The 24,439-nt window shown below is 66.4% G+C and carries 26 protein-coding genes; 16 read left to right on the top strand and 10 right to left on the bottom strand.

Annotated features, from left to right (window positions below; all coding sequences use genetic code 11):
- Positions 1 to 38 precede the first annotated feature (38 nt).
- From lspA to mutL, 6 genes are all read left to right on the top strand, one after another.
- On the top strand, positions 39 to 533 hold the full coding sequence (gene lspA / locus HZF03_RS21905; RefSeq protein WP_119017897.1) for a signal peptidase II: 495 nt from the start codon (positions 39 to 41) through the stop codon (positions 531 to 533).
- An 81-nt stretch (positions 534 to 614) separates the two neighbouring features.
- Positions 615 to 1,331 (top strand): hypothetical protein, encoded by a 717-nt coding sequence (locus tag HZF03_RS21900; RefSeq protein WP_042441304.1) that lies wholly within the window; start codon positions 615 to 617, stop codon positions 1,329 to 1,331.
- Positions 1,332 to 1,499: 168 nt separating this feature from the next.
- Positions 1,500 to 2,891: a M16 family metallopeptidase gene (locus tag HZF03_RS21895; RefSeq protein WP_119017896.1), complete on the top strand. Its 1,392-nt coding sequence runs from the start codon at positions 1,500 to 1,502 to the stop codon at positions 2,889 to 2,891.
- Positions 2,892 to 2,935: 44 nt separating this feature from the next.
- Complete coding sequence (locus HZF03_RS21890; RefSeq protein WP_179906339.1) at positions 2,936 to 4,321, top strand: M16 family metallopeptidase; 1,386 nt, start codon at positions 2,936 to 2,938, stop codon at positions 4,319 to 4,321.
- Positions 4,322 to 4,471: 150 nt separating this feature from the next.
- Positions 4,472 to 4,891, top strand: a complete 420-nt coding sequence (gene arfB / locus HZF03_RS21885) for an alternative ribosome rescue aminoacyl-tRNA hydrolase ArfB (protein WP_119017889.1) — start codon at positions 4,472 to 4,474, stop codon at positions 4,889 to 4,891.
- Positions 4,892 to 5,124: 233 nt separating this feature from the next.
- The gene (mutL, locus tag HZF03_RS21880) at positions 5,125 to 6,912 is read left to right on the top strand and encodes a DNA mismatch repair endonuclease MutL (protein ID WP_119017888.1); all 1,788 of its coding nucleotides are present in this window, start codon (positions 5,125 to 5,127) and stop codon (positions 6,910 to 6,912) included.
- 286 nt (positions 6,913 to 7,198) lie between these two features.
- Here mutL and HZF03_RS21875 read toward each other — a convergent pair whose 3' ends face one another.
- Positions 7,199 to 8,311 carry a branched-chain amino acid aminotransferase gene (locus HZF03_RS21875; protein ID WP_119017887.1) on the bottom strand — a complete coding sequence of 371 codons (1,113 nt, stop codon included), beginning with the start codon at positions 8,309 to 8,311 and terminating at the stop codon, positions 7,199 to 7,201.
- 282 nt (positions 8,312 to 8,593) lie between these two features.
- Here HZF03_RS21875 and HZF03_RS21870 point away from each other — a divergent pair, with 282 nt between their 5' ends.
- From HZF03_RS21870 to HZF03_RS21860, 3 genes are all read left to right on the top strand, one after another.
- Positions 8,594 to 9,145, top strand: coding sequence for a MarR family winged helix-turn-helix transcriptional regulator (locus HZF03_RS21870; RefSeq protein WP_011159903.1), 552 nt, complete (start codon positions 8,594 to 8,596; stop codon positions 9,143 to 9,145).
- Positions 9,142 to 9,864 carry a response regulator gene (locus tag HZF03_RS21865; protein ID WP_012497569.1) on the top strand — a complete coding sequence of 241 codons (723 nt, stop codon included), beginning with the start codon at positions 9,142 to 9,144 and terminating at the stop codon, positions 9,862 to 9,864. The genes HZF03_RS21870 and HZF03_RS21865 overlap by 4 nt, the downstream gene beginning before the upstream one ends.
- Before the next feature lie 278 nt (positions 9,865 to 10,142).
- Positions 10,143 to 11,531 (top strand): ATP-binding protein, encoded by a 1,389-nt coding sequence (locus HZF03_RS21860; RefSeq protein ID WP_012497568.1) that lies wholly within the window; start codon positions 10,143 to 10,145, stop codon positions 11,529 to 11,531.
- A 270-nt stretch (positions 11,532 to 11,801) separates the two neighbouring features.
- On the opposite strand, the gene proC is transcribed toward HZF03_RS21860, so the two are convergent.
- From proC to HZF03_RS21845, 3 genes are all read right to left on the bottom strand, one after another.
- Positions 11,802 to 12,635 carry a pyrroline-5-carboxylate reductase gene (gene proC, locus HZF03_RS21855; protein ID WP_420853824.1) on the bottom strand — a complete coding sequence of 278 codons (834 nt, stop codon included), beginning with the start codon at positions 12,633 to 12,635 and terminating at the stop codon, positions 11,802 to 11,804.
- Between the two features lie 96 nt (positions 12,636 to 12,731).
- Positions 12,732 to 13,160, bottom strand: coding sequence for a GNAT family N-acetyltransferase (locus HZF03_RS21850; protein ID WP_119019092.1), 429 nt, complete (start codon positions 13,158 to 13,160; stop codon positions 12,732 to 12,734).
- Entirely contained in the window at positions 13,157 to 13,657 is a 501-nt protein-coding gene (locus HZF03_RS21845) for a type III secretion system chaperone family protein (protein WP_011159898.1), read from the bottom strand. Before HZF03_RS21845 ends, HZF03_RS21850 begins: the two co-directional genes overlap by 4 nt.
- Before the next feature lie 355 nt (positions 13,658 to 14,012).
- Between HZF03_RS21845 and HZF03_RS21840 the strand changes: the two genes are divergently transcribed.
- Positions 14,013 to 14,546: a 6,7-dimethyl-8-ribityllumazine synthase gene (locus HZF03_RS21840; RefSeq protein WP_119019091.1), complete on the top strand. Its 534-nt coding sequence runs from the start codon at positions 14,013 to 14,015 to the stop codon at positions 14,544 to 14,546.
- 177 nt (positions 14,547 to 14,723) lie between these two features.
- On the opposite strand, the gene HZF03_RS21835 is transcribed toward HZF03_RS21840, so the two are convergent.
- The 5 genes from HZF03_RS21835 to lgt form a co-directional block, all read right to left on the bottom strand.
- Positions 14,724 to 15,677 carry a ribose-phosphate pyrophosphokinase gene (locus HZF03_RS21835; protein WP_011159896.1) on the bottom strand — a complete coding sequence of 318 codons (954 nt, stop codon included), beginning with the start codon at positions 15,675 to 15,677 and terminating at the stop codon, positions 14,724 to 14,726.
- Positions 15,678 to 15,845: 168 nt separating this feature from the next.
- Positions 15,846 to 16,454: a hypothetical protein gene (locus tag HZF03_RS21830; protein WP_011159895.1), complete on the bottom strand. Its 609-nt coding sequence runs from the start codon at positions 16,452 to 16,454 to the stop codon at positions 15,846 to 15,848.
- A gap of 232 nt (positions 16,455 to 16,686) precedes the next feature.
- Positions 16,687 to 17,460: a peptidoglycan editing factor PgeF gene (gene pgeF, locus HZF03_RS21825; protein ID WP_179906216.1), complete on the bottom strand. Its 774-nt coding sequence runs from the start codon at positions 17,458 to 17,460 to the stop codon at positions 16,687 to 16,689.
- Positions 17,457 to 18,596, bottom strand: a complete 1,140-nt coding sequence (locus tag HZF03_RS21820; RefSeq protein ID WP_012497562.1) for a class I SAM-dependent methyltransferase — start codon at positions 18,594 to 18,596, stop codon at positions 17,457 to 17,459. Before HZF03_RS21820 ends, pgeF begins: the two co-directional genes overlap by 4 nt.
- Positions 18,593 to 19,453: a prolipoprotein diacylglyceryl transferase gene (gene lgt, locus HZF03_RS21815; protein ID WP_119019090.1), complete on the bottom strand. Its 861-nt coding sequence runs from the start codon at positions 19,451 to 19,453 to the stop codon at positions 18,593 to 18,595. Before lgt ends, HZF03_RS21820 begins: the two co-directional genes overlap by 4 nt.
- 253 nt (positions 19,454 to 19,706) lie before the next feature.
- Between lgt and HZF03_RS21810 the strand changes: the two genes are divergently transcribed.
- The 4 genes from HZF03_RS21810 (at position 19,707) to ychF (ending at position 22,843) form a co-directional block, all read left to right on the top strand.
- Positions 19,707 to 19,985 (top strand): accessory factor UbiK family protein, encoded by a 279-nt coding sequence (locus tag HZF03_RS21810; protein WP_011159891.1) that lies wholly within the window; start codon positions 19,707 to 19,709, stop codon positions 19,983 to 19,985.
- Positions 19,986 to 20,283: 298 nt separating this feature from the next.
- Positions 20,284 to 20,976: a 50S ribosomal protein L25/general stress protein Ctc gene (locus HZF03_RS21805; protein ID WP_011159890.1), complete on the top strand. Its 693-nt coding sequence runs from the start codon at positions 20,284 to 20,286 to the stop codon at positions 20,974 to 20,976.
- A gap of 21 nt (positions 20,977 to 20,997) precedes the next feature.
- On the top strand, positions 20,998 to 21,618 hold the full coding sequence (pth, locus tag HZF03_RS21800; protein ID WP_011159889.1) for an aminoacyl-tRNA hydrolase: 621 nt from the start codon (positions 20,998 to 21,000) through the stop codon (positions 21,616 to 21,618).
- Positions 21,619 to 21,745: 127 nt separating this feature from the next.
- The gene (gene ychF, locus HZF03_RS21795) at positions 21,746 to 22,843 is read left to right on the top strand and encodes a redox-regulated ATPase YchF (RefSeq protein WP_011159888.1); all 1,098 of its coding nucleotides are present in this window, start codon (positions 21,746 to 21,748) and stop codon (positions 22,841 to 22,843) included.
- A 152-nt stretch (positions 22,844 to 22,995) separates the two neighbouring features.
- Here ychF and HZF03_RS21790 read toward each other — a convergent pair whose 3' ends face one another.
- The gene (locus HZF03_RS21790; protein ID WP_011159887.1) at positions 22,996 to 23,289 is read right to left on the bottom strand and encodes a DUF4282 domain-containing protein; all 294 of its coding nucleotides are present in this window, start codon (positions 23,287 to 23,289) and stop codon (positions 22,996 to 22,998) included.
- A gap of 85 nt (positions 23,290 to 23,374) precedes the next feature.
- On the opposite strand from HZF03_RS21790, the gene HZF03_RS21785 reads away from it, so the two are divergent.
- Positions 23,375 to 23,854 (top strand): MaoC family dehydratase, encoded by a 480-nt coding sequence (locus tag HZF03_RS21785; protein ID WP_011159886.1) that lies wholly within the window; start codon positions 23,375 to 23,377, stop codon positions 23,852 to 23,854.
- 8 nt (positions 23,855 to 23,862) lie between these two features.
- A complete protein-coding gene (locus tag HZF03_RS21780) occupies positions 23,863 to 24,345 on the top strand; it encodes a MaoC family dehydratase (protein WP_119019089.1) in 483 nt (160 codons plus the stop codon).
- Positions 24,346 to 24,439 lie beyond the last annotated feature (94 nt).

Raw genomic sequence — 24,439 nt, 5'->3', positions numbered from 1 at the left:
GCGGGGACGACGCCTCGTCGTGCCGCGAGCTCATGCGCATGACCCCCGCCCGTCTCGGCGTCCTCGCCGGCATCGTCGCTCTGGTGCTCGATCAGGTCACCAAGCTCTGGCTGCTGTATGGGTTCGAGCTGGCGCGGAAGGGCGTGGTGCAGGTGCTGCCGTTCTTCGACCTGGTGCTGGCCTGGAACACCGGGATCTCCTACGGCTGGTTTTCCGGGCAGGGACCGACAGGCCAGATCTTGATGCTGGCGTTCAAGGCGGTGGCGATCGTGGCGCTGGCGATCTGGATGGCGCGCTCAACCACGAGGCTTGCGACCATCGGTCTCGGTCTGATCATCGGCGGGGCGATCGGCAATGCGATCGACCGGCTGGCCTATGGCGCGGTGGTCGATTTTGCCCTGCTTCACGCTGAAATCGGCGGTAAAATCTACAATTGGTACGTGTTCAACATCGCCGACGTGGCGATTGTTGTCGGGGTGGCGGCCCTGCTGTATGACTCCCTGATAGGGCTACCCGCCGCAAAAGCGCCCTGATCCCGGCCGATACCGACCGCGCGGAATTGGGCCTGCTTCCGGGTTGCGGCCCGATCGCAAGACGTGAATAGGATCAACGCCATGCGCCAGACCGACAGCCGCCTTCCGAAGCTGGAAACGTCCACCGCCGCGCTGCTCCGCACCGCCCGGCTGACCGCCGTCGCGCTCGGGATTGGGCTGGTGCTCTCCGCAGGTGTGGCCCGCGCCCAGGACGACGAGGACGACAGCACCTTCGAAGAGAAGGTGATCAAGGGTCTGATGTCCGGTATCGGCGCCACCAACATGGACAATTCCGGCATCGACTATCGCGAGCGCTCGCCGCTTGTCGTGCCGCCGAAGCTCGAACTGCCGCCGCCGGAAGCCACCGCCGCAGCCGCGCCGGCGCCGAACTGGCCGAAGGACGCCGATCTGCAGCGCCGCAAGGAAATCAAGGCAGCCGAAGCCAAGGCCAAGCCGAATCCGTGGGAATCGGCCCAGCCGCTGACGCCGTCGCAGCTCAAATCGGTCCGCGCCGACGCCGCCAAGGGCGGCAACGATCCGATGCAGCCCGGCAACCAGCAGAACAATCCGATGCTGAGCCCGTCTCAGCTCGGCTTCAACGGCTCACTGTGGAACGTGTTCGGCGGCAGCAAGACCGAAACCGCGACCTTCACCAGCGAGCCGACGCGTGAGAACCTGACCCAGCCGCCGTCCGGCTACCAGACGCCGTCGCCGAACTTCGCCTACGGCACCGGACCGAAGGAAGCCCTCGGCAGCAAGCGGATGGACATCATGTCGGGCAAAGAAACCAGCAATTGAGCCTGGTTGCCGTCCGTCCCGCTTCACCACGGCCGGCCGCATCGCGCGGCATTCCCATCTCTCGTTCCGTCGACAAGCGTGCACGTCAGTGCCGCTGCCGATGGCTTGCGCCTTGCCTTCGGACAGGCGCTCGGCCTGATCCGTCCTCCAGCCTGGATGATGCCTGATATGACCGCATCCGCCGTCTTGCGCCGTCGCCCGCTCGCCGCGCTCGCCGTCCTTGCCGCCGTGGTGGTGGGAACGCCCGCTGCGGCGCAGACCGTCACTGCCGCGCCGCCCGCGACCTTCACGCTGCAGAACGGACTTCGGGTGGTGGTGATTCCGGATCACCGTACGCCGGTGGTGACCCAGATGATCTGGTACAAGGTCGGCTCCGCGGATGAGACGCCCGGCAAGTCGGGGCTGGCGCATTTCCTCGAACATCTGATGTTCAAGGGCACCGAGAAGCATCCGGCCGGCGAGTTCTCGCAGACCGTGCTGAAGATCGGCGGTAACGAGAACGCGTTCACCTCCTACGACTTCACCGGCTACTTCCAGCGCGTGCCGCGGTCCCACCTCGAACAGATGATGACGTTCGAGGCCGATCGCATGACCGGCCTGGTGCTGAAGGACGAGAACGTGTTGCCGGAGCGCGACGTCGTGCTCGAAGAGTACAACATGCGGGTCGCCAACGATCCGGACGCGCGGCTGACCGAGCAGATCATGGCGGCGCTATATCTCAACCATCCCTACGGCCGGCCGGTGATCGGCTGGCATCAGGAAATCGCCAAGCTCGATCGTGAGGATGCCCTGGCGTTCTATCGCCGGTTCTACGCGCCCAACAACGCCACGTTGGTGATCGCCGGCGATATCGAGGCCGATGAGGTTCGCCCGCTCGCCGAGCGGATCTATGGAACGATCCCGCCGCAGCCGGCGATCCCGCCGCAGCGCATCCGCCCGCAGGAGCCGACGCCGGCGGGGCCGCGCACGGTGACGCTCGCCGATCCGCGCGTCGAACAACCGGCGGTGCGGCGCTATTACCTGGTGCCGTCGGCCCACACCGGCGCCAAGGGCGACAGCGCCGCGCTGGAAGTGCTGGCGCAACTGCTCGGCCATGGCAGCAATTCGTATCTGTACCGCGCGCTGGTGATCGACAATCCGCTGGCGATCACGGTGGGGGCCAACTACCAGGGCAATGCGCTCGACGACAGCTACTTCATCGTCGCCGGCACGCCGAAGCCGGGTGTCGATTTTGCGGCGATCGAGAAGAAGATCGACGAAGTGATCGCCGACGTCGTCGCCAACCCGGTTCGCTCCGAGGACCTGGAGCGCGTCAAGACCCAGCTGATCGCCGCCGCGGTCTATGCGCAGGACAATCAGGCGACTCTGGCGCGCTGGTACGGCCAGGCGCTGACCACCGGTCTCAGCGTCCAGGACGTGCAGAGCTGGCCCGACCGCATCCGCGCCGTCACGTCCGATGATGTGCGTGCCGCCGCCAAGCAGTGGCTCGACCGCAACCGCTCGGCGACCGGCTATCTGGTCACCGGACCCGCCGCCAAGCAGGAGGAGAAGCGCTCGTGAGCATCGATCTGTTGTCGGCGCGGCGCGTGACCGCTGCTGTCGTCGTGACCCGCGCCGGTTTTGCTCAGCGGCTCGCGCTCGCCGCCTGCGTCGGCCTCGCCGTCGCGCTGTCGGCCGTGCCGTCTCATGCCGCCGCCAAGATCCAGCGGCTGGTGACGCCGGGCGGTCTGGTCGCGTGGTTCGTGCAGGACGCCACCGTGCCGCTGATCTCGATGGAGTACTCGTTCGACGGCGGCGCCAGTCAGGATCCGGCCGACAAGCCGGGCGTCGGCCACATGGTCGCCAACCTGCTCGACGAAGGCTCCGGCGACATGGACTCGGCGACGTTCCATGAGCGGCTGGATCGCCGCGCCATTCAGTTGTCCTACTCGGTGACTCGCGATTACTTCCGCGGCTCGCTGCGGATGCTGAAGGACGACCGCAACGAGGCGTTCGGTCTGTTGCACACCTCGATGACCCAGGCGCGGTTCGAGCCGAAGGACGTCGAGCGGATCCGCGCGCAGCTGTTGTCGACGCTGCGTCGCCAGGCGCTCGATCCGAACAACCTCGCCAGCCGCAAGTTTCTCGAGGTTGCGTTCGGCGATCACCCCTATGGCCGGCCTTCGACCGGCACGCCGGAAAGCCTGCCCAAGGTCACGATCGAGGACATGAATGCCTATGTCGGCAGGGTGCTGGCGAAGGATACGCTGAAGATCGCGGTGGTCGGTGACGTCGACGCCGCCACGCTCGCCAAGCTGCTCGACGACACTTTCGGCAGCCTACCGGCCAAGGCGCAGCTGACGCCGGTGCCGGACGTCGCCGCCGCCAAGCCGCCGCAGCGGACCAACGTCACGCTGGACGTGCCGCAGACCGTGGTGATGTTCGGCGGACCAGGCATCAAGCGCGACGATCCGGATTTCATGGCCGCCTATGTGGTCAATCACATCCTCGGCGGCGGTTCGCTGTCGTCGCGGCTGTACCGCGAAGTGCGTGAGAAGCGCGGGCTGGCGTATTCGATCTACGAGCAGCTGCTGTGGATGCAGCATTCGGCGCTGTTCATCGGCTCGACCGGTACCCGCGCCGACCGTGCCACCGAGACGATCGACGCCATCACCGCCGAGGTGAAGCGGATCGGCGAGCAGGGGCCGAGCGAGCAGGAACTCGCCGAGGCGAAGTCCTACATCAACGGTTCGCAAATGCTGTCGCTCGACACCTCGGCCAAGCTGGCGCAGGCGCTGCTGCAGTATCAGAACGACGGCCTGCCGATCGATTACATCGACAAGCGCAGCGAAGTGGTCAACGCGGTGACGCTGGCAGATGCCAAGCGCGTCGCACAGCGGCTGTGGTCGAACGGCCTGCTCACCGTGGTGGTCGGCCGCCAGCCCCAGGCCGCAGCCCAGCCGGCCGCTGTCAAACCAGCCGGCGCTCCGCCCGCGCCGCGGGCCAATTAGCATCACGATCAGACTCGCATTCGCCTAAACCTCTCCCCGAGCACGACCGAACCTCTCCCCGCAGGCGGGGAGAGGGGGCGCACGCGGCTCGACCGTGCTAAACAGCAGGCCGCCGTGCGGTCCGCGCGGCATCAACCGCTTTGGTGCCCCATGCTGCGGATCAGCCGCAACCTCGTCATCGAGGACGACGACATCGAGATCAGCTTCATCCGCGCCTCGGGGCCGGGCGGGCAGAACGTCAACAAGCTCTCGACCGCGGCACAGCTTCGGTTCGATACGGCCAAGATTGCGTTGCCGGAGGATGCCGCCGCGCGGCTGGTCGGGCTCGCCGGCCAGCGCATGACCAAAGACGGCGTCATCGTCATCCGCGCCGACCGCTATCGCACTCAGGAGCGCAACCGCGCCGATGCGCTGGAGCGTCTCGAAGAATTGCTGAAGGCTTCGCTGGTGCGCCCGATCCCGCGCCGCGCCACCCGGCCGACGCTCGGCTCCAAGAAACGCCGCCTCGAAGGCAAAAAGCGCCGCGGCGACATCAAGGCCGGGCGGAGCGGCAAGAGCTTCGACGATTGAGCCCCTTCACCCTCCCCTGGAGGGGGAGGGTTGCTCGCTTTAGCGAGCGGGGTGGGGTGGCGAAGAGTTCATCTCCCGTGCCGCGGCGCACCCCACCCCGGCGTGTACCGCGCTTCGCGCGCCACCCGCCGACCCTCCCCCTCAAGGGGAGGGTGAAGACGGCTCTGGTTGGCGGCCGCATCGCCATCACTGCCAAGGTCGCTTAAACTTCACGCCCAACTTCGAGTCGCCGCATGCCCGTCCGCCAGCTTCCCGAAACCATCGTCAACCGCATCGCTGCCGGCGAGGTGGTGGAGCGGCCGGCGAGTGTGGTGAAGGAGCTGGTCGAGAACGCGATCGACGCCGGCGCCAGCCGGATCGACATCTTCAGCGACGGCGGCGGGCGGCGGAAGATCGTGATTGCCGACGACGGCTCCGGCATGACGCAGGCCGATCTCGCGCTCGCGGTCGATCGTCACGCCACCTCCAAGCTCGACGATGAGGATTTGCTGCAGATCCGCACCCTCGGGTTTCGCGGCGAGGCGCTGCCGTCGATCGGCGCGGTGGCGCGGCTGTCGATCACGACGCGCCACGCCGCCGAGCCGCACGCCTGGAGCCTGCGCGTCGAGGGCGGCGACAAGACCCCGATCGCGCCGGCCGCGCTGACCCAAGGCACTCGCGTTGAAGTCGCCGATCTGTTCTTTGCCACGCCGGCGCGGCTGAAGTTTCTCAAGACCGATCGCACCGAGGCCGAGGCGATCCGCGAAGTGGTGCGGCGGCTGGCGATGGCGCGGCCCGACATTGCCTTCACGCTGGCTGGCGAGGAACGCGCGCCGGTGACCTGGGCGGCGGCGCTGCCCGGCGCGCCGGGGCAATTGATCCGGCTCGGCGACATTCTCGGCGCGGATTTCCGCGCCAACGCCATCGAAGTCCGTGCCGAGCGCGAGGGCGTGGTGGTCGAAGGCTTCGCCGCGGCGCCGTCGCTGACCAAGGCCAATGCGCTCGGCCAGTATCTGTTCGTCAACGGCCGTCCGGTGCGCGACAAGCTGATCCTCGGGGCGGTGCGCGCCGCCTATTCGGACTACTTGCCGCGCGACCGTCATCCGGTGGTGGCGCTGTTCGTCACGCTGGATGCGCGCGAGGTCGATGCCAACGTGCATCCGGCCAAGACCGAGGTGCGCTTCCGCAATTCCGGTCTCGTCCGCGCCCTGATCGTGCATGCGCTCAAGGATGGGCTGGCGCGCGAAGGCCGTCGTACCGCGGCCAACAGCGCCAGCAGCGTGATCTCGACGTTTCGTCCCGCCTCGATGCCACCGGCAAATTGGGACTGGCGCAGTTCGCCGTCCTATCCGGTCGGCGGCAGCGCGGCGCCGTCCTTCGCCGAGCGCGCGCAGGCGGCGTTCGATGTCGGCGCGCCGAGTGCAGATATTCGTCCGCAGGAGGTGACGCCGGATCTGCTCGACCGGCCGCTTGGAGCTGCGCGCACCCAGATCCACGAGACCTACATCGTGTCGCAGACCCGCGACGGCTTGATCTTCATCGATCAGCACGCCGCGCATGAGCGGATCGTCTATGAGCGGCTCAAAGCCTCGCTCGAAGCCAACGGCGTGCAGCGCCAGATCCTGCTGATCCCCGACATCGTCGAGATGGACGAAGCGACGGTCGAGCGTCTGGTCGCGCGCGCCGAGGAGCTGGCGAAGTTCGGCCTCGTCATCGAAAGCTTCGGCCCCGGCGCGGTGGCGGTGCGTGAGACGCCGTCGCTGCTCGGCAAGACCGATGCGTCAGGTCTGCTCCGCGATCTCGCAGAGCACATGGCCGAGTGGGACGAAGCGCTGCCGCTGGAGCGCCGCCTGATGCACGTCGCCGCCACCATGGCGTGCCATGGCTCGGTGCGGGCGGGGCGCGTGCTCAAGCCGGAAGAGATGAACGCGCTGCTACGTGAGATGGAAGCGACGCCGAATTCCGGCCAATGCAACCACGGCCGCCCGACCTATGTCGAGCTGACGCTTGCCGATATCGAGAAGCTGTTCGGGCGGAGGTAGTTGTTATCTGTGCGTCCGCGCATTTCCTGCGCCCCGAGCGCAATGCACTCCCTCTCCCGCTTGCGGGAGCGGGTTGGGGTGAGGGCGCCCCAGGTGCTGACTAAGCAACTCGCGGAGAGGAGTGCCCTCACCCGCCGCGCTTCGCGCGTCGACCTCTCCCGCAAGCGGGAGAGGTTACCCGGCAGTCGGATCGAGGTTGTTAGCAAGAGATTCCGGGTTCGCTCACGTCGTGAGCGCCCCGGAATGACTCGTTGTGAGGCACGCCGGTTAGTGAGGTGCGTACGCCTCAGAACACCTTCTTGATCCAGCCGTGGGTGTCGGCGGCGCGGCCGTATTGGATGTCGACGAGCTGCTTGCGCAGGCCCATCGCCACTTCGCCGGCCTGGCCGCCGTTGATGACGAAGTCGCCGTGGTTCGAGCACACCTTGCCGATCGGCGAGATCACCGCGGCGGTGCCGCAGGCGAACGCTTCCTTGAGCTTGCCGCTGGCCGCATCGGCGCGCCACTGATCGATGGTGTAAGCCTCCTCGCGCACCGTGCGGCCGGCCTCGCGGGCCAGCGCGATGATCGAGTCGCGGGTGATGCCGGGCAGGATGGTGCCGAGCGGCGGCGTCGACAGCGAACCGTCCTCGAACACGAAGAACACGTTCATGCCGCCGAGTTCTTCGACGTAGCGGCGCTCGATCGCGTCGAGGAACACCACCTGATCGCAGCCGCGCTCGATCGCCTCGGCCTGCGCGCGCAACGACGCCGCGTAGTTGCCGCCGCATTTGACGCCGCCGGTGCCGCCGATCGCCGCGCGGGTGTAGGTTTCCGACACCCAGATCGACACCGGGGCCGGGCCGCCCTTGAAGTACGAGCCGACCGGCGAGGCGATCACCGCGAAGATGTATTCCGCCGACGGCTTGACGCCGAGGAACACTTCGCTGGCGATCATGAACGGGCGCAGATACAGGCTGCCTTCGCCGCCCGGAATCCAGTTGCGGTCGATCTTGACGACCTGCTCGACCGCTTCGATGAACACCGCTTCCGGAAGCGGCGCCATCGCCATGCGATCGGCCGAGTCGCGGAAGCGCTTGGCGTTGGCGTCGGGGCGGAACAGGTTCACGCCGCCGTCCTCGCGCTTGTAAGCCTTCAGGCCCTCGAAGATTTCCTGCGCGTAGTGCAGCACGGCGGTCGCGGTGTGCAGCGGGAAATTGGCACGAGCCTCGACGCGCGCAGCGTGCCAGCCATTGGTCTGGTCATAGCGGACCACGGCCATGTGGTCGGTAAACACCCGGCCGAAGCCCGGATTTTCCAGCTTGGCGGCGCGATCGGCGTCCGGCGTCGGGCTGGCGGTCGGCTGCACGTCGAAATCCAGCCAGAGCGAGCCGTCCATCTTGTCGAACGAAACTCCCATCGATCTTCTCCTCGATCGGCGCGCCTGCGGGTGGCCGTGGTTGTGGCGGACCGGGCTACGCAAGCCGGCCGCAAGGGTGGTTGTCGGTCCCGGTGGTCGCCGGGAGATGTTTTGGCGGAATTGCCGAACTCCGCTAATGTTTCGGCCGAGCCGTCCGACCATCGCATGCAGGCCGCCGGGCAGCTTCCTTTATCGGACTGCGCGGGCACGGGTCGCAAGCGGAATAGTCGTTTATTTCGTCTTGGTCGGCGGTTTTGTAACATAAAGACCTGATATGTCAACATGGCTGACATAAATTTCAACGAGATGATCCGGCCGTCCGGCGACCGCTCCGCGGAACCGGCCGGCGCCGATGCATGCCCGCCGCGCTGGGACATCATCGAACTGCTGTTCTTCGCCTATCGGGACTTCGTCGGCGACGCCGACCATGTGCTGGAGGCGTTCGGCTTCGGCCGCGCCCATCACCGGGTGGTGCATTTCGTCTGCCGCTATCCCGGCCTGACGGTGGCAGATCTGCTCGACGTGCTGCGGATCACCAAGCAGTCGCTGAGCCGGGTGCTGAAGCAGCTGCTCGACGAGGGCTACATCGTGCAGAAGGCCGGCGACAGCGACCGCCGCCAGCGCCTTCTTTTCGCCACCGCAAAGGGCGAGGCGCTGGTGGAGAAACTGGCCCGGCTGCAGACCGAGCGGATCGATCGCGCGTTGCGCGACCTCGCTCCCGGTGGCGCCGAGGCGGTCGCCAAATTCCTGCGCGCCATGATCGATCGGGACGATCCGGACAAGGTGCTCCAGACCATCCTGCACGGCGGCACCACCGCAAAGGACGTGACGTGATCCAGCTCGCAACACTGGCGAAGAAACCGATCCGCCCCGCCGACGATGCGCCGCATCTGCTGCTGGTCGACGACGATCGCCGGATCCGCGATCTGCTGTCGCGGTTTCTCGCCTCCGAGGGCTATCGCGTGACCACCGCGCAGAGCGTGCGCGACGCCCGCGCCAAGCTCGCCGGGCTCGATTTCGATCTGTTGATCCTCGACGTGATGATGCCGGGCGAGACCGGCTTCGATCTCGCCCGCTCGATCCGCGAAACCTCCGACGTACCGATCGTGATGCTCACCGCCCGGCACGAGGCGGAGAGCCGGATCGAGGGGCTGCAGATCGGCGCTGACGACTACGTCGCCAAGCCGTTCGAGCCGCGCGAACTGCTGCTGCGGATCGGCAATATCCTCAAGCGCACCGCGCCGGCGCCGGCCGCCAAGGCCGAGACGGTGGCGTTCGGGCCTTACGTGTTTCACATCGAGCGCGGCGAACTGCGCCAGGGTGACGAGATCGTTCACCTGACCGACCGCGAGCGCGACATGCTGCGGATGCTGGCGGCGGCGCCCGGCGAGACGGTGCCACGCGGCGATCTCAGCGGCGCCGGCAATGCCAATGAGCGCGCGGTCGACGTCCAGATCAATCGCCTCCGCCGCAAGATCGAACGCGACCCCGCCAACCCGCTGTTCCTGCAAGCCGTCCGCGGCATCGGCTATCGCCTGGTGGCGGCGCCGTAGGCCGGGCCTCCGAACATGAGCACGGCCTTTCACCATGCACGACGCAACCTCTCCCCGCCCTGCGCGGGGAGAGGTCGCCGCGCTTCGGCGCGGCGGGTGAGGGGCTTGGCACGACGTTCATCGCAGACGTTGGCACTGGTGGATACGCCGCAGCCCCTCACCCCAACCCTCTCCCCGCAAGGGCGGGGAGAGGGGGCTCGCCGTGCTTTTGGCGAGGGCATTGCTTTCAGCATTGGCGCTGAAAGGGACGGCGCTCGCGCATTTGGGCAGTCTTCGTCATGAGCACGCTCGATACCGGGCTGACGCTGATCCGCTCTGCCTATGGGCGGGTGTCGGCGGCCAATGGTTATCTGGGCCAGCGCTTCAACGACTTCATGCCGAAGGGGCTGTATGCCCGCGCGCTGCTGATCATCATCGTGCCGATGGTGCTGCTGCAGTCGGTGATCGCCTTCGTGTTCATGGAGCGGCACTGGAACACGGTGACGCAGCGGCTGTCAGCGGCGGTGGTGCAGGACATCGCGACGCTGATCGACGTTTACAAAAGCTATCCGCAGGACAAGGACCGCGCGGTGCTGCGGCGGATAGCGCAGACCCGGCTCGGGTTGGTGGTCGACTTCCTTGGGCCCGGCGAAATGCCGCCGCCCGGGCCGAAGCCGTTCTTCTCGCTGCTCGACCAGTCGATCAGCAAGCAGATCAGCCGGCAGATCGCGCGGCCGTTCTGGATCGATACCGTCGGCCGCTCCAGCCTGGTCGAGATCCGCATTCAGCTCGACGATGCGGTGATGCGGGTGTTCGCGCTGCGCAGCGCGGCCTACGCGTCGAACTCCGAGATCTTCCTGTTGTGGATGGTCGGCACGTCGACCGTGCTGCTGATCGTCGCGGTGCTGTTCCTGCGCAATCAGATCCGGCCGGTGCTGCGGCTTGCGGACGCCGCCGAGAGCTTCGGCAAGGGCCGCGACGTGCCGAATTTCCGGCCGCGCGGTGCCCGCGAGGTGCGGCGTGCCGCCTATGCGTTCATCGAGATGAAGGCACGTGTCGAGCGCTCGATCGAACAGCGCACCGCGATGCTGGCGGGCGTCAGCCACGATCTGCGCACTATCTTGACCCGCTTCAAGCTCGAGCTCGAACTGATCGGCGACGCGCCTGAGACAGAGGGAATGCGCAAGGACGTCGACGAAATGTCGGCGATGCTGGAAGCGTATCTGGCGTTCGCGCGCGGCGACAGCGGCGAGCAGGCGCAGCCGACCGATATGGCGGCGGCGCTCGAGGAACTACGCTCCGACGCCGAACGCCATGGTCACGTCGTCAGCGTCGCCTTCACCGGCCAGCCGGTGGTGACGGTGAAGCCGGCCTCGTTCAAGCGCTGCCTCGCCAATCTGGTGTCGAATGCCGCGCGCCACGCCCACACCATCGCGATCACGGGGCAGCGCGATCACCGCTATCTCACGGTGACGATCGACGACGACGGACCCGGCATTCCGATGGCGATGCGCGAAGAAGTGTTCAAGCCGTTCCTGCGGCTCGACGACGCCCGCAACCAGGACGAAGGCGGCACCGGACTCGGCCTCGCCATCGCCCGCGACATCGCCCGCTCGCACGGCGGTGACATTACGCTGGGCGACAGCCCGATGGGCGGCCTGCGCGCGACGGTGCGAGTGCCGGTGTAGGACGAAGCGCTACCACAAATCCTGCGTCATCAGCCGCGCATGCGGGTGATCCAGTATTCCAGAGCGCCGATTATTTGAACTGAGCGCTCTGGAATACTGGGTCGCGCGGACAAGCCGGGCGATGACGTGGGTGTGTTTAACGAAGCGTCATCGCCGGGCTCGACCCGGCGATCCATCGTCTTCGCGAAGTGAGTGGAGCATTATGTCGGCGCGCTTACGCGCGCGATGGGGCCGCGGGTCGAGCCTGCGGACGATGCTTCGCAGCGTTGCCTACTTCGCCAGTTCCTTCGACCGCTTGGTCGCTGCGGCGACCGCGCGGGTCAGCAGCGGGCGGAAGCCGTCGTTCGCCATCAGCACCTCGAGCGCCGCGGCGGTGGTGCCGCCGGGAGAGGTGACGTTCTTGCGCAGCGTGGCGGCATCGAGGTCGGAGCGGTGCAGCAGTTCGCCGGAGCCGGCGACGGTGGCACGGGCGAGCGTCATGGCGAGGCCTTCGGGCAGACCGGCTTCGACGCCGGCGCGGGCGAGTTCTTCGGCGAGCAGGAACACGTAGGCCGGGCCCGAGCCGGACACCGCCGTGACGGCATCGATCAGCGCCTCGTCGTCGACCCATTCGACGCCGCCGGTGGCGCGCAGCAGCGCATCGGCAATGCCGCGCTGCGCGGCCGTCACATTACCGGCCGCGACCGCGACGGTAATGCCGCGGCCGATCGCGGCCGGGGTGTTCGGCATCGCCCGGACGACGTGGCCGCCGAGCTGCTCGGAGAGCGTTGCGATCGGCTTGCCGGCCATGATCGACACCACCAGGGTCGAGGGGCCGACATAGCCGCGCAGTGCTGCGGCGGCTTCGGCGAACATCTGCGGCTTGACCGCGACCACCAGCGTCGACACCGCGCCGACATCGCCGGCGGAGGCGTTGAGGCGGATGCCGCGCGCGCTCAGCGCCGCGATCTCCTCGGTCGGATGCGGCTCGATCACCACGACGTCGCCGCCGTCCAGCCCTTGCGCCAGCCAGCCGGTGAGCAGCGCGCCGCCCATCTTGCCGGCGCCGGCAAGAACCACCGTGCCGCCGAGCTGTTGCAGGGGAGATTGAGCAGAGCTGGTCATCGCGAACATCCATCCACGCCGCGACGGCGGCGCGTTCTGGCCGGGTTTTATTGGATGCTCGCAGGGGTCACAAGCGCGGTGCCCCGCGCGCAGCGATCAGAAGGTCTTCATAAAGAACAGGCGCTGCGATCCGCGCGGGTGATCGGCGATGCGGCCGAACTCCTGATAGCCGTGCTTGCGATAGAAGTCGGGGGCCTGAAACTGATAGGTATCGAGCCACACACCGGCGCAGCCGCGGTCCTTGGCGATCTGCTCGGCGCGGCCCAGCAGTTCGGTGCCGAGTCCGCTGCGACGCGCCGTCTCCGGGACGGCGAGGAATTCGACGAACAGCCAGTCGTAGATGATCCGGCCCCACAGCCCGCCGGTGGTCTCGCCGGTGTCGGGGTCTTCGACCACGAGGCAGACCTGCTGAAAGCCCGACGGTCCGCCGGCCTTCTCATTGTGGGTGATCAGCGCGCGCAGGATCGCGGCGCGGTCGAGCTCGGAGGCGCCGTCGCGAACGACGATGCGCGGCGCTTGGCTCACGCCTCGCCCTGAGTGTCGAACATCGCCGCGCTCATCGCTTCGGCGGCGGTCTTGCCGGCCCACACCGTGAACTGCATCGCCGGGTAGTAACGCTCGCAGGCGTGGATCGCGCTGATCAGCATGGTCTCGCACTGCGCTTCGGTGGCGGCCAGCCCGCCCGGCAGAACCAGCGCCTGTCGGTACATCACGGTGCCGGTGTGATTCCACACGTCGAAATGTCCGACCCAAAGCTGTTCGTTGATCGCCGCGATCAGTCGCAGAGTTTCGTTGCGGCGTGCCGCCGGTACTTTCATGTCGAACGCGCAGGCCAGATGCAGCGCTTCGATCTCGTTCATCCAGGTGAACGACAGCGTGTAGTCGGTCCACTGGCCCTTGGCGACGATGGTGATTTCGTCTTCGCCGGAGCGCTCGAAAGCGAGGTCGTTCGACGCGGCGATGTCTTCGACCACGGCGAGCGGATTATTTCGTGACTCGATGATGCCTTCGAGCAAGGGCATGCCGTCTCGACCTTACGTTGGAATATGCTGATACGCATGAGGCAGGCCGGTACGCGCCTGTACCTGTGCTCGCGTCGGAAGGATTAGTCCGGACGAACCGAGGTTGCAGGGATGAAATGATGTGATTTGCGGAATCGGCGCAATCCCGGGCTTCGCCAATTCCACAACCAAAGAGTAACCCGTCCACAACGGAACGAGTGGCGCGAGAACAAAACGGAATCGGATTCGCGTCAGCCGAGTCCGGGGCGCGGAATTCGCTCCACACGAGTCTTTCGCCGCATGGTCAACCTTTGATTCATGGGCCGCCGCTGGTAGCCTGAGCCGCCCTTCAGATGACAGCCGAGTGAGCCTGCCGATGACCGAAACCGTGACCGATCCTGCCGAGACTGCGCCGCCGACGGCCGAGCGGTCGTATCCGCGCTTCGCCAAGCCGCAGCGCGTCGCCTTCGTGCAGTCGTCGTGGCATCGCGATGTGGTCGCCGGCTGCTGGGAGTCGTTCGTGCGCGAGATCGTCGAGCGCGGCATCGTCGCCTCGCAGGTCGATCTGTTCGAAGTGCCGGGCTCGTTCGAGATTCCGCTGCACGTGCAGATGCTGGCGAAGACCCGGCGCTACACCGCGATCGTCGCGGCCGGCCTCGTGGTCGACGACGGCCTCACCGGCTTTGTCGCCCAGACGGTGATTCAGGCGTTGATGGACGTGCAGCTCAAGACCGAGGTGCCGGTGTTCTCCGCGGTGGCGACGCCGCACAGCTTCGAGCGCGGCTCGTCGAACACCGAGCATTTCCGGCAGCACTTCGCCACCAAGGGCGCCGACGTCGCCCACGCCTGCGCCGACACCCTGCTCAGCCTGGAGCGCCTGCGCGGCCAGGTCGCGGCCGGGATCGTGTAGTCGAACTATTCCGTCATTCCGGGGCGCGAGCAAAGCTCGCGAACCCGGAATCCAGAGATTGTTGAAATACTGCTGGTGGCTCGAACGTCGAGATTCCGGGTTCGCTCACTTCGTGAGCGCCCCGGAATGACGAAAGAGAGGCTGATTGCGTCGAATGACGACGGAGATGACTGAAACTTAGTCGAACAGGCTCGACACCGACTCTTCCGCCGCGGTCCGGCCGATCGCTTCGGCGATCAGGGACGCGATGGTGATGGTGCGGATGTTCGGCGCCTTGCAGACGCCTTCGGTGGCCTGGATCGAGTCGGTGATCACCAGCTCTTTGAGCTTGGAGTTGGTGATGCGGGCGCAGGCGCCGCCGGACAGCACGCCGTGGGTGATGTAGGCGTAGACTTCAGTCGCGCCGTTCGCCAGCAGCGCTTCGGCGGCGTTCACCAGGGTGCCGCCGGAGTCGACGATGTCGTCGAGCAGGATGCAGGTGTAGCCGGCGACCTCACCGATCACGTTCATCACTTCGGATTCACCGGCGCGCTCGCGGCGCTTGTCGATGATCGCCAGCGGGGTGTTGAGGCGCTTGGCGAGACCGCGGGCGCGGACCACGCCGCCGACGTCGGGCGACACCACCATCACCTTCGACAGATCGAAGCGCTCCTTGATGTCGCGCACCATCACCGGCGAGGCGTAGAGGTTGTCGGTCGGGATGTCGAAGAAGCCCTGGATCTGGCCGGCATGCAGGTCCAGCGTCATCACCCGGTCGACACCGGCATGGGTGATCAGGTTGGCGACCAGCTTGGCCGAGATCGGCGAGCGCGAGCCGACCTTACGGTCCTGGCGGGCGTAGCCGAAATACGGGATCACCGCGGTGATACGGCGCGCCGAAGCACGGCGCAGCGCGTCGGTGATGATCAGCAGTTCCATCAGGTGGTCGTTGGCCGGAAACGACGTCGACTGGATGATGAAGACGTCCGAGCCGCGGACGTTCTCCTGGATCTCGACGAAGACTTCGTTATCGGCGAAGCGGCGGACGCTCGCTTTGGTCAGCGGCATGTTCAGCCACTGCGCGATGTCGCGGGCCAGCGCCGGATTGGAATTGCCGGCGACCAGTTTGACCGATCCGTTCTTGCCCGACATCGACGCGTTTCCCCTCTGCGCGGTGGATACAACGTTCAGCATATCGGTTGACTCGCGAAATCGGACTGTTTTGCGAGCGAGGTGATATCAGCCGGTCGCCGGCGATGGCAACCCGTTGTGACGGTTTTCCGGTGCGGATTCGACCTATGTAGCGTGCAATTGCAGCAATCAGCGCGCAGCGAAACTCAGGGCTGCAGAGGGCGCATCGCTGCTCGCGGCTGGAGCCGGCTCGGCGCTTGCGATCGCCGGGCCGCGCTCGCTCGGGGCTGCGGCGGGTGCGGTGTCGGCAGGTAACCCGCCGTTCACCAAGCCGCTCATTCCGGTGAGGCCGGCTTGCGCGATCCGGCGCAGCACGACGTCGTCGGCCTGCTGCCAGGCATCGCGACCGTTGCCGGCCGGTTCCTCGCCCGACAGCCGCAGCGTGCGCTGCTGGTTGCGATCATAAACGTCCCAAACCCAGGCGATATTGGTGCGGTTGCCGCGGACCTGCGCCGACAGATAGCTGCGGACGCGATACGCCGCGCCGCCTTCGCGCGACACCACCGGGATGTTGCGCAGCTTGGACTCGCTGTCGAGCACCGCGACCATGCGGTCGAACACCTGCGGCGGCGGGCCGTCGATGGATTCGAACGCGACGCCGCTGCCGCCTGCCGAGGCCATCGGGCCGGCGCCCGGGCCGCCTCCGGTGACGCAGCCGGCGAGGCCGGTCAGCAGAGTGAGCAGGAGGGCGGTGCGCATCGTGCGCGTGGCGATCTGGCGGGGCAGGCGAGCCAACATGCAGGGTCCCGTCGAAAGCGCGGCGCGGTGGCCGCCGAACGACGGAAGCGATATCGTTAAAATGCATTAAGGTCTAGGGCAGGGCGAGTACCAGGTTAATCCTTTGCGGCCCGTCCGTTTCAATTTCTCTAAAATTTTCAGAATATTAGCCAGATTGGCGGCGCCTCGGGCGTAAACGAACGTGGTTAATTCGCGTTCATCTTTGGGTCGCTTAGAGCGGGCCTGACGGGTCTCAGATGTCCGGGTCCAGCACGATGGCGTGGACGTGGCGGCCGTAGTCCGGCTCGCTGCGATGGGTGGTTCGCCGATAGGAGAAGAACCGCTCGTCCGGGTAGGTGTCGATGCCGAGGTCGTCGATCATGCCGACGCCGGCAGCCTCGAGCCGCATCCGGATGAAGCCGCCGAGATCGAACATCGCGTGGCCGGGCCGCTCGGCTGCGGTGAAGAAGGCCGCATAGGCCGGACCGGTCGCGGTGAACCGGGCGACGAATTCGTCGCCGACCTCATAAGAAGGCTGCCGGATCAGCGGGCCGATCGCCGCGACCACGCGGTCGCGCTGGGCGCCGAGCTTCTCCATCTCTTGAAGCGTAGATTCGAGCACGCCAGTCAGCGCGCCCTTCCAGCCGGCATGGGCGGCGCCGATCACCTGCGCGGCCGGGTCGGCGAACAGGATCGGGCCGCAATCGGCCGTGGTGACGCCGATCGCGAGGCCCGGTGTGCGGGTGACGATGGCGTCGGCCTTCGGCCGGCTCGCCTGATCCCACGGCGCTTCGGCGACTGCGACGTCCGGCGAGTGCACCTGATAGACGGTGAGGAAGCGCTCCGGCGCGACGCCCAGCGCTTCCGCCATCCGCCTTCGGTTCTCGGCGACCTTCGCCGGATCGTCGTTGGAGCCGATGCCGCCGTTCAGGCCGGCATAGATGCCGTCCGACACGCCGCCCTCGCGGGTAAAGAAGGCATGGCGCAGGCCCGGCGCGGCGCCCAGCAGCGGCGAGGTGATGATCATCCGTGGGTCCCCTGCCGGCGCTCGGCTTCGCGATCGGTATCGTCGCTGAGTGCGACCAGCGTCTCGATCTTCGGATCGGACACCCCGATCACCTTGAACATCGAGCCCATCGCGCCGCGGCCTTCGCCGGTCAGGCGCTGCAGCGCGCCGGCAATGTCTTCCGATACCTGCGGCGTCGCCTTGGCCATCAGCGACAGCGCGCGGGTCTCGATGCCGAGCCGTTTCAGGAATGCGCCTTGCGTCACCGGTCCGTGGGCGCGGGCGCCGATGCTCTCGGCGGCGCGGCCGAGCGCGTCGAAATCGACATGGGCGGTGAGATCCGCGCGGCCGGGATGCTGCAGCGGGTCGGCGTAGCTGTGGCTCGCGATCGCCTGGAAGGTGTCGCCGACATCGCTGCGCAGATGGCCGTAGTCGATGATCAGCGCCGCGCCGCCCTGGTCGCGCACCCGGCTGGCGATCTTCAGGATTTCGGTGTCGGGCCGCCATTCGAACACGGCGCCGGGCGGCGACAACCGCACCAGCGGCGGCAGCAATGCCTCGAAGCCGGGGATCGGATCGGCGGCGACGCCGAACACCAACTCGCCGGACGCGCCGATCTCGATCACCCGCTCGTGCCAGCCGGTCTCGCGCTTGATCGCCTGGTGGATCGGCAGAACGTCGAAATATTCGTTGGCGAGGATGACCGCGGGGCCTTCCGGCACGTCCTCGAAGCTATCGTGCCAGTGGATGTTGCGGATGCCGGCCAGCAGGGTCTGCTGCTTCTGGCGCAGCACCGGGTTGATCTCGACCAGATGCACGCTGAGCGACTGATACAGGATCGGCAGCACCCGCAATGCGCGCAGCGCATCCGCCATCATAGTGCCGCGACCGGGGCCGATCTCGATCAGCCGCAGCGTTTGCGGCTCGTCGGCAGCCTTCCACACCGAGGCCGACCACAGCCCGAGCAATTCGCCGAACATCTGGCTGATCTCGGGCGAGGTGGTGAAGTCGCCTTCGCGCCCGAGCGGATCGCGGGTGACGTAATAGCCGTGCTCGGGATGGCCGAGGCACAATTCCATGTAGCGCCACACCGGCATCGGGCCGGCGGCCTTGATCAGCCGCTTGATCTCGGTGGCGAGCGCCGTCTGGTCGATCATGAGGCTGCCTCGCTGGAAGGTGTCGCCGCCGCGGGCGCCCCGCGTCCGCGCCGCCAGGTGGTGATCATCACCACGATGCCGACGATCACCATCGGGATCGAAAGCAGCATGCCCATGGTCATGCCGCCCCACAGGAAGCCGAGCTGTGGATCGGGTTCACGGAAGAATTCGCCGGTGATGCGGGCAAGGCCGTAGAAGGTCAGGAACGCCCCGATGATCAGGCCCGGCCGCTTCAGGGCGCCGGCGCGGATCATCAGCGCCAGGATGACGAACAGCCCGATGCCCTCGAGCCCGGCTTCATAGATCTGGCTCGGATGCCGCGGCAGCGGGCCGGCATTGGGAAACACCATCGCCCACGGCACTGATGCGTCGGCGGGACGGCCCCACAATTCGCCGTTGATGAAGTTGGCGATGCGGCCGAGGAACAGCCCGATCGGGCCGACCGCGCAGGTGATGTCGCCGAGCGACAGGATCGGCACCTTACGCTTCCATCCGAACAGCACCACAGCCGCCACGCAGCCCATGAAGCCGCCGTGGAACGACATCCCGCCCTTCCACAATTCGAAGATCTCGGCCGGATGCCGGATGAAGAAGTCGAGATTGTAGAACAGCACGTAGCCGGTGCGGCCGCCGAGAATGATGCCGATGGTGACCCACAGGATGAAGTCGTCGAACGCGTCCAGCGAGATCGGCGATGGGCCGCCCCACAGCCGCTGTCGCTGCAGCAGCATCCGGGCATACAGCCAGCCGATGACGATGCCGGCGATATAGGCCAGCGCGTACCAGCGGATCGCGAACGGACCGATCGCGACGGCCACCGGATCGAATACGGGAAAGGCGACGGCGAAGAATGGCATTGTTCGTTTGGCTTATCTCCAAAGCCCGCAACGGTACAGGGTCAATTGCCGGCGCCAGCGGTGCGTGTCGTCCAGACCGATGCTTAAATCGACCTTGCGACGGGGGTGCGAACGTCGCAAGGAGTGGCAAATCGGACCGGGCGGAGATGGTGCGTGCCAGGCGGCCTTGAAGGAAGCCCGTTCCATCGCCATTGTCACCGCCAATGCCCGTTTGGCTTTCAACCGCGCACGACGCGCGACGGAGATCTCGACCATGACCCAGACCAACAACCGGCTTTTCGACGAGATCGGCCGCCTGATGAACGACGCCGCCGGCGCGGCCCAGGGCGTCAAGCGCGAGATCGACGGGGTGGTGCGCAGCCAGGCCGAGAAGATCCTGCGCGACCTCGATCTGGTGAAGCGCGAGGAGTTCGAGGCGTTCAAGGAGATGGTCCGCCTCACCCGCGAAGAGAATGAAGCCCTGAAGGCCCGGATCGCCGCGCTGGAAGCCCGCCAGGGTGGCGGCTCCGAGCCCCCGACCGCGCTGGCTTGAGGCAACTCATTTAGTCACACGACCGTCACGCCCGGGCTTGACCCGCCTGCGGGGCCGCAGCCCCTTCGACGCGCCGAAGGCTCGGGCTTCATCATCTTGCGAAGCAGATGGATTGCCGGGTCAAGCTCGGCAATGACGGCTTGAGGGGGCTTGGCTCCCCGATTTCCTTGTCATTTGCGGCCTTTGCGGCTAGAAACCGGCCACGTCCGCGGCCCCCGCACCCCTGGAGGCTTGCCGCGACGTGTGCAATGGGCCGCTTTGCGGCCTTTAACTTTTTACAGATCAAGGACTTAAACAGATGACGAGCGTCTTGGAACTGAAGGCGACCGCACGTCCGAAGAGCGGCAAGGGGGCCGCCCGGGCTGAGCGTCGCGCCGGCCGCGTGCCCGGAGTGATCTACGGTGACAACCAATCCCCGCTGCCGATCTCGGTCGAAGAGAAAGAACTCCGCCTGCGGATTCTGGCCGGCCGGTTCCTGACCACGGTGTTCGACGTCGTCCTCGACGGCAAGAAGCATCGCGTCATTCCGCGTGACTATCACCTCGATCCGGTGAGGGACTTCCCGATCCACGTCGACTTCCTGCGGCTCGGCGCCGGCGCGACCATCCGCGTCAGCGTGCCGCTGCACCTGAAGGGCCTCGAAGTGGCCCCGGGCGTGAAGCGCGGCGGTACCTTCAACATCGTCACCCACACCGTCGAGCTCGAAGCCCCGGCCGAGAACATTCCGCAGTTCATCGAAGCCGACGTTTCGACCCTCGACATCGGCGTGTCGCTGCATCTGTCTGACATCGCGCTGCCGACCGGCGTCAAGTCGGTGTCGCGCGATGACGTCACGCTGGTCACCATCGTGCCGCCGTCGGGCTACAACGAAGACAAGGCCGCGGCGGGTGCCGCGCCTGCGGCCGCTGCTGCGCCTGCTGCTGCGGCGAAGGCTCCGGCTGCTGCTGCCAAGGCTCCGGCCGCGGCTGCTCCGGCTGCCAAGAAGAAGTAAGCCGGCGCGGGGTTCCGCGTCATGCGGCTGTTCGTTGGGCTGGGCAATCCCGGGGCGAAGTACCAGGGCAACCGGCACAACATCGGCTTCATGGTCATCGACGAAATCGCGCGGCGTCATGGCTTCTCGCCATGGCGCCGTCGTTTTCAGGGCGAGACCGCAGACGGTGTGCTCGACGGCGAGCGAATCACACTACTGAAGCCGCTCACCTACATGAACGAGTCCGGCCGCGCCGTGCAGGACGCGGCCAGCTTCTACAAGATCGGGCAGAACGAGATCGCCGTGTTTCACGACGAGATCGAGCTGCCGCCGGCGAAAGTTCGCGTGAAGGTCGGCGGCGGCATCGCCGGGCACAACGGCCTGCGCTCGATCTCGGCGCATATCGGCAACGATTATCTTCGCGTGCGGCTCGGCGTCGGCCATCCGGGCGCGAAGGAGCTGGTGCACAATCACGTGCTCGGCGATTTTGCCAAGAGCGAGCGGCCCTGGGTCGAGGCGCTTTGCGAGATCGCCGCGGACAACGCCGGCCTGATCGCCAAGGGTAAGGACGCCTCCTTCGCCAACAAGGTGCATCTGGCGATGCAGGCGAAGGGATTTTACGACAACGACAAACAGGCCAAAGGCGGCGAGCGCGACAAGTAACGTGCGTCATCGCCGGGCTCGACCCGGCGATCCATCATTGTGCGAAGAGGATGGATGCGCGGGTCAAGCCCGCGCATGACACAGAAACGAGACGCGGACGCGCCGGCCTCGAACAGCGGGACACACCATGGGCTTCAAATGCGGGATCGTCGGGCTGCCGAACGTCGGCAAGTCGACGCTGTTCAATGCGCTGACCGAGACTGCGGCGGCGCAGGCGGCGAACTATCCATTCTGCACCATCGAGCCGAATGTCGGCGAGGTGGCGGTGCCGGATCCGCGGCTCGACAAGCTGGCCGAGGTCGGCAAGTCGCAGCAGATCATCCCGACCCGGCTGACCTTCGTCGACATCGCCGGCTTGGTGAAGGGCGCCTCCAAGGGGGAAGGCCTCGGCAACCAGTTCCTCGCCACCATCCGCGAGGTCGATGCGATCGCGCATGTGGTGCGCTGCTTCGAGGATGGCGATATCACCCATGTCGAGGGCCGGGTTGCGCCGCTCGCCGACATCGAGACGATCGAGACCGAGCTGATGCTCTCCGATCTCGAGAGTCTGGAAAAGCGCGTCGACAACCTGACCAAGAAGGCCAAGGGCGGCGACAAGGATTCCAAGGAGCAGCTCGAGCTGGTCACCCGCGCGCTGACCCTGCTGCGCGACGGCAAGCCGGCGCGCTTCCTGGAGCGCAAGCCCGAGGAAGAGCGTGCGTTCCGGATGCTTGGCTTGCTCACCTCCAAGCCGGTTCTGTACGTTTGCAACGTCGAGGAAGGCTCGGCCGCCGAGGGCAACAAGTTCTCCGAACAGGTGATGGCGCGCGCCAAGGAAGAGGGCGCGGTCGCGGTGGTGATCTCGGCCAAGATCGAGTCCGAGATCGCGACGCTGTCGAAGGAAGAGCGCACCGACTTCCTCGACACGCTGGGCTTGCACGAGGCCGGTCTCGACCGGCTGATCCGCGCCGGCTACGAGCTCTTGCACCTGATCACGTACTTCACGGTCGGCCCCAAGGAAGCCCGTGCCTGGACCATCACCAAGGGCACCAAGGCGCCGCAGGCCGCCGCGGTGATCCACACCGATTTCGAGAAGGGCTTCATCCGCGCCGAGACCATCGCCTATGACGATTACATTCGTCTCGGCGGCGAAGCGGGCGCCCGCGACGGCGGCAAGCTGCGGCTGGAAGGCAAGGAATACGTCGTCGCCGACGGCGACGTGATGCACTTCAGGTTTAATACCTAAGGCGGACGGCGAAACTCTTCGAGCGCCGTCCTCTCAGCGAGTCATTCCGGGGCGCGCGAAGCGCGAACCCGGAATCTCTGTGCGCTACAATCTCGGGATTCCGGGTTCGCGAACTATGTTCGCGCCCCGGAATGACGATGAGGTGGTTGTCGTCACCTGAATCCCTGCTGATCGCGGATCGCGCCGAGGTGTTCGTTGATTCGGAACACGATCAGCACGAACTCGGCGACGATGCGCGAGAACACGATCCCGACCAGGATCGAGGCGAGGCTGGACAGCACCAGGATGAAACCGCCGAACGGGCTCACCGCCATCGCCGCCAGCCCGGAAAACACGCCGGAAATGCCGAACAGCACGGTCAACGCGATCACCAGCCAATAGAAGGTCTTGATGATGGTCGGCGTGATGAAGCGGTCCCATTGAAATAGGTCCCGAAAATTGAACATCGGTGGTCTCCCCCAACAAACCGAATGATGGGCTTGTGATCGACCGCAATAACGGCCACAATCGGGCCTCCCACCAGCAAATGCCATGACAGCCCTGTTCTTCGAAAATTTCGCGCCCGGCCACTTCGGCCGCTATGGACCTCGCCGTGTGACGCGCGAGGAGATCATCGCTTTTGCTTCGGAATACGATCCGCAGCCGATGCATCTGGACGACCACGCCGCCAATGCCTCGATGCTGAAAGGCATGTCCGGCTCGGGCTGGCATCTGTCGTCGCTGATGATGCGGATGATGTACGACGGCTTCATCAAGGACACCGCGTCGCTCGGCTCGCCGGGCGTCGACGAGATGCGCTGGATGTCGCCGCTGCGCCCGGGCGACGATCTGCTGCTCGACGTCGAAGTGATTGAAGCACGGGTGTCGAAGAGCCGTCCCGAAACCGGGATCGTCACCTTCAAGTGCTACGTGCGCAACGGCCACGGCCAGATGCTGAGCGAGATGGTGTCGCCGATCATCGTCAAGCGCCGCGACGCGGACGCGACCAGCGCCGCCGGCAGCAACGGATAGCGATCACCATGCGTTTCCTGGAAGACATGACGATCGGCGAACGCCGTGAGGTCGGTACGTTCACGTTCACGGCCGACTCGATCAAGACCTTCGCGGCGCAGTTCGATCCGCAGCCGTTCCACCTCGACGAGGAGGCCGGCAAGAACTCGCTGTTCGGCGGCCTCGCCGCCTCGGGCTGGCACGTCGCCGCGGTGTGCATGAAGCTGATGGTCGCGGATGCTCAGCGCGAGTCCGCCGAGGCCGCCAAGCGCGGCGAGCTGGTGGCGACCGGTGGCCCGTCCCCGGGTTTTCGCGAGCTGCGCTGGCTCAAGCCGGTTCTGGCCGGCGACACCATCACCTACTACAAGCAGGTCGAGAGTCTGCGGCCGTCCGATTCGCGCCCGCAATGGGGAATCATGCAGGCCCGCAACACCGGGATCAATCAGCGCGGCGAGGTGGTGTTCTCGTTCCTCGCCACGGCGTTCGTGCCGCGCCGGCCGAACGCGGAGTGAACTGAGGCGAGGGGGACACAGCCGATCGCATTTTAACCAAATGCGAGGCTTTTGCCCGAGACGATCCCGGAACGGCCGGGATATTAAGATGTTG

This window comes from Rhodopseudomonas palustris (genome assembly GCF_013415845.1).
Lineage (GTDB): Bacteria > Pseudomonadota > Alphaproteobacteria > Rhizobiales > Xanthobacteraceae > Rhodopseudomonas > Rhodopseudomonas palustris_F.
This window is presented reverse-complemented; position numbering and strand designations above follow the sequence as displayed.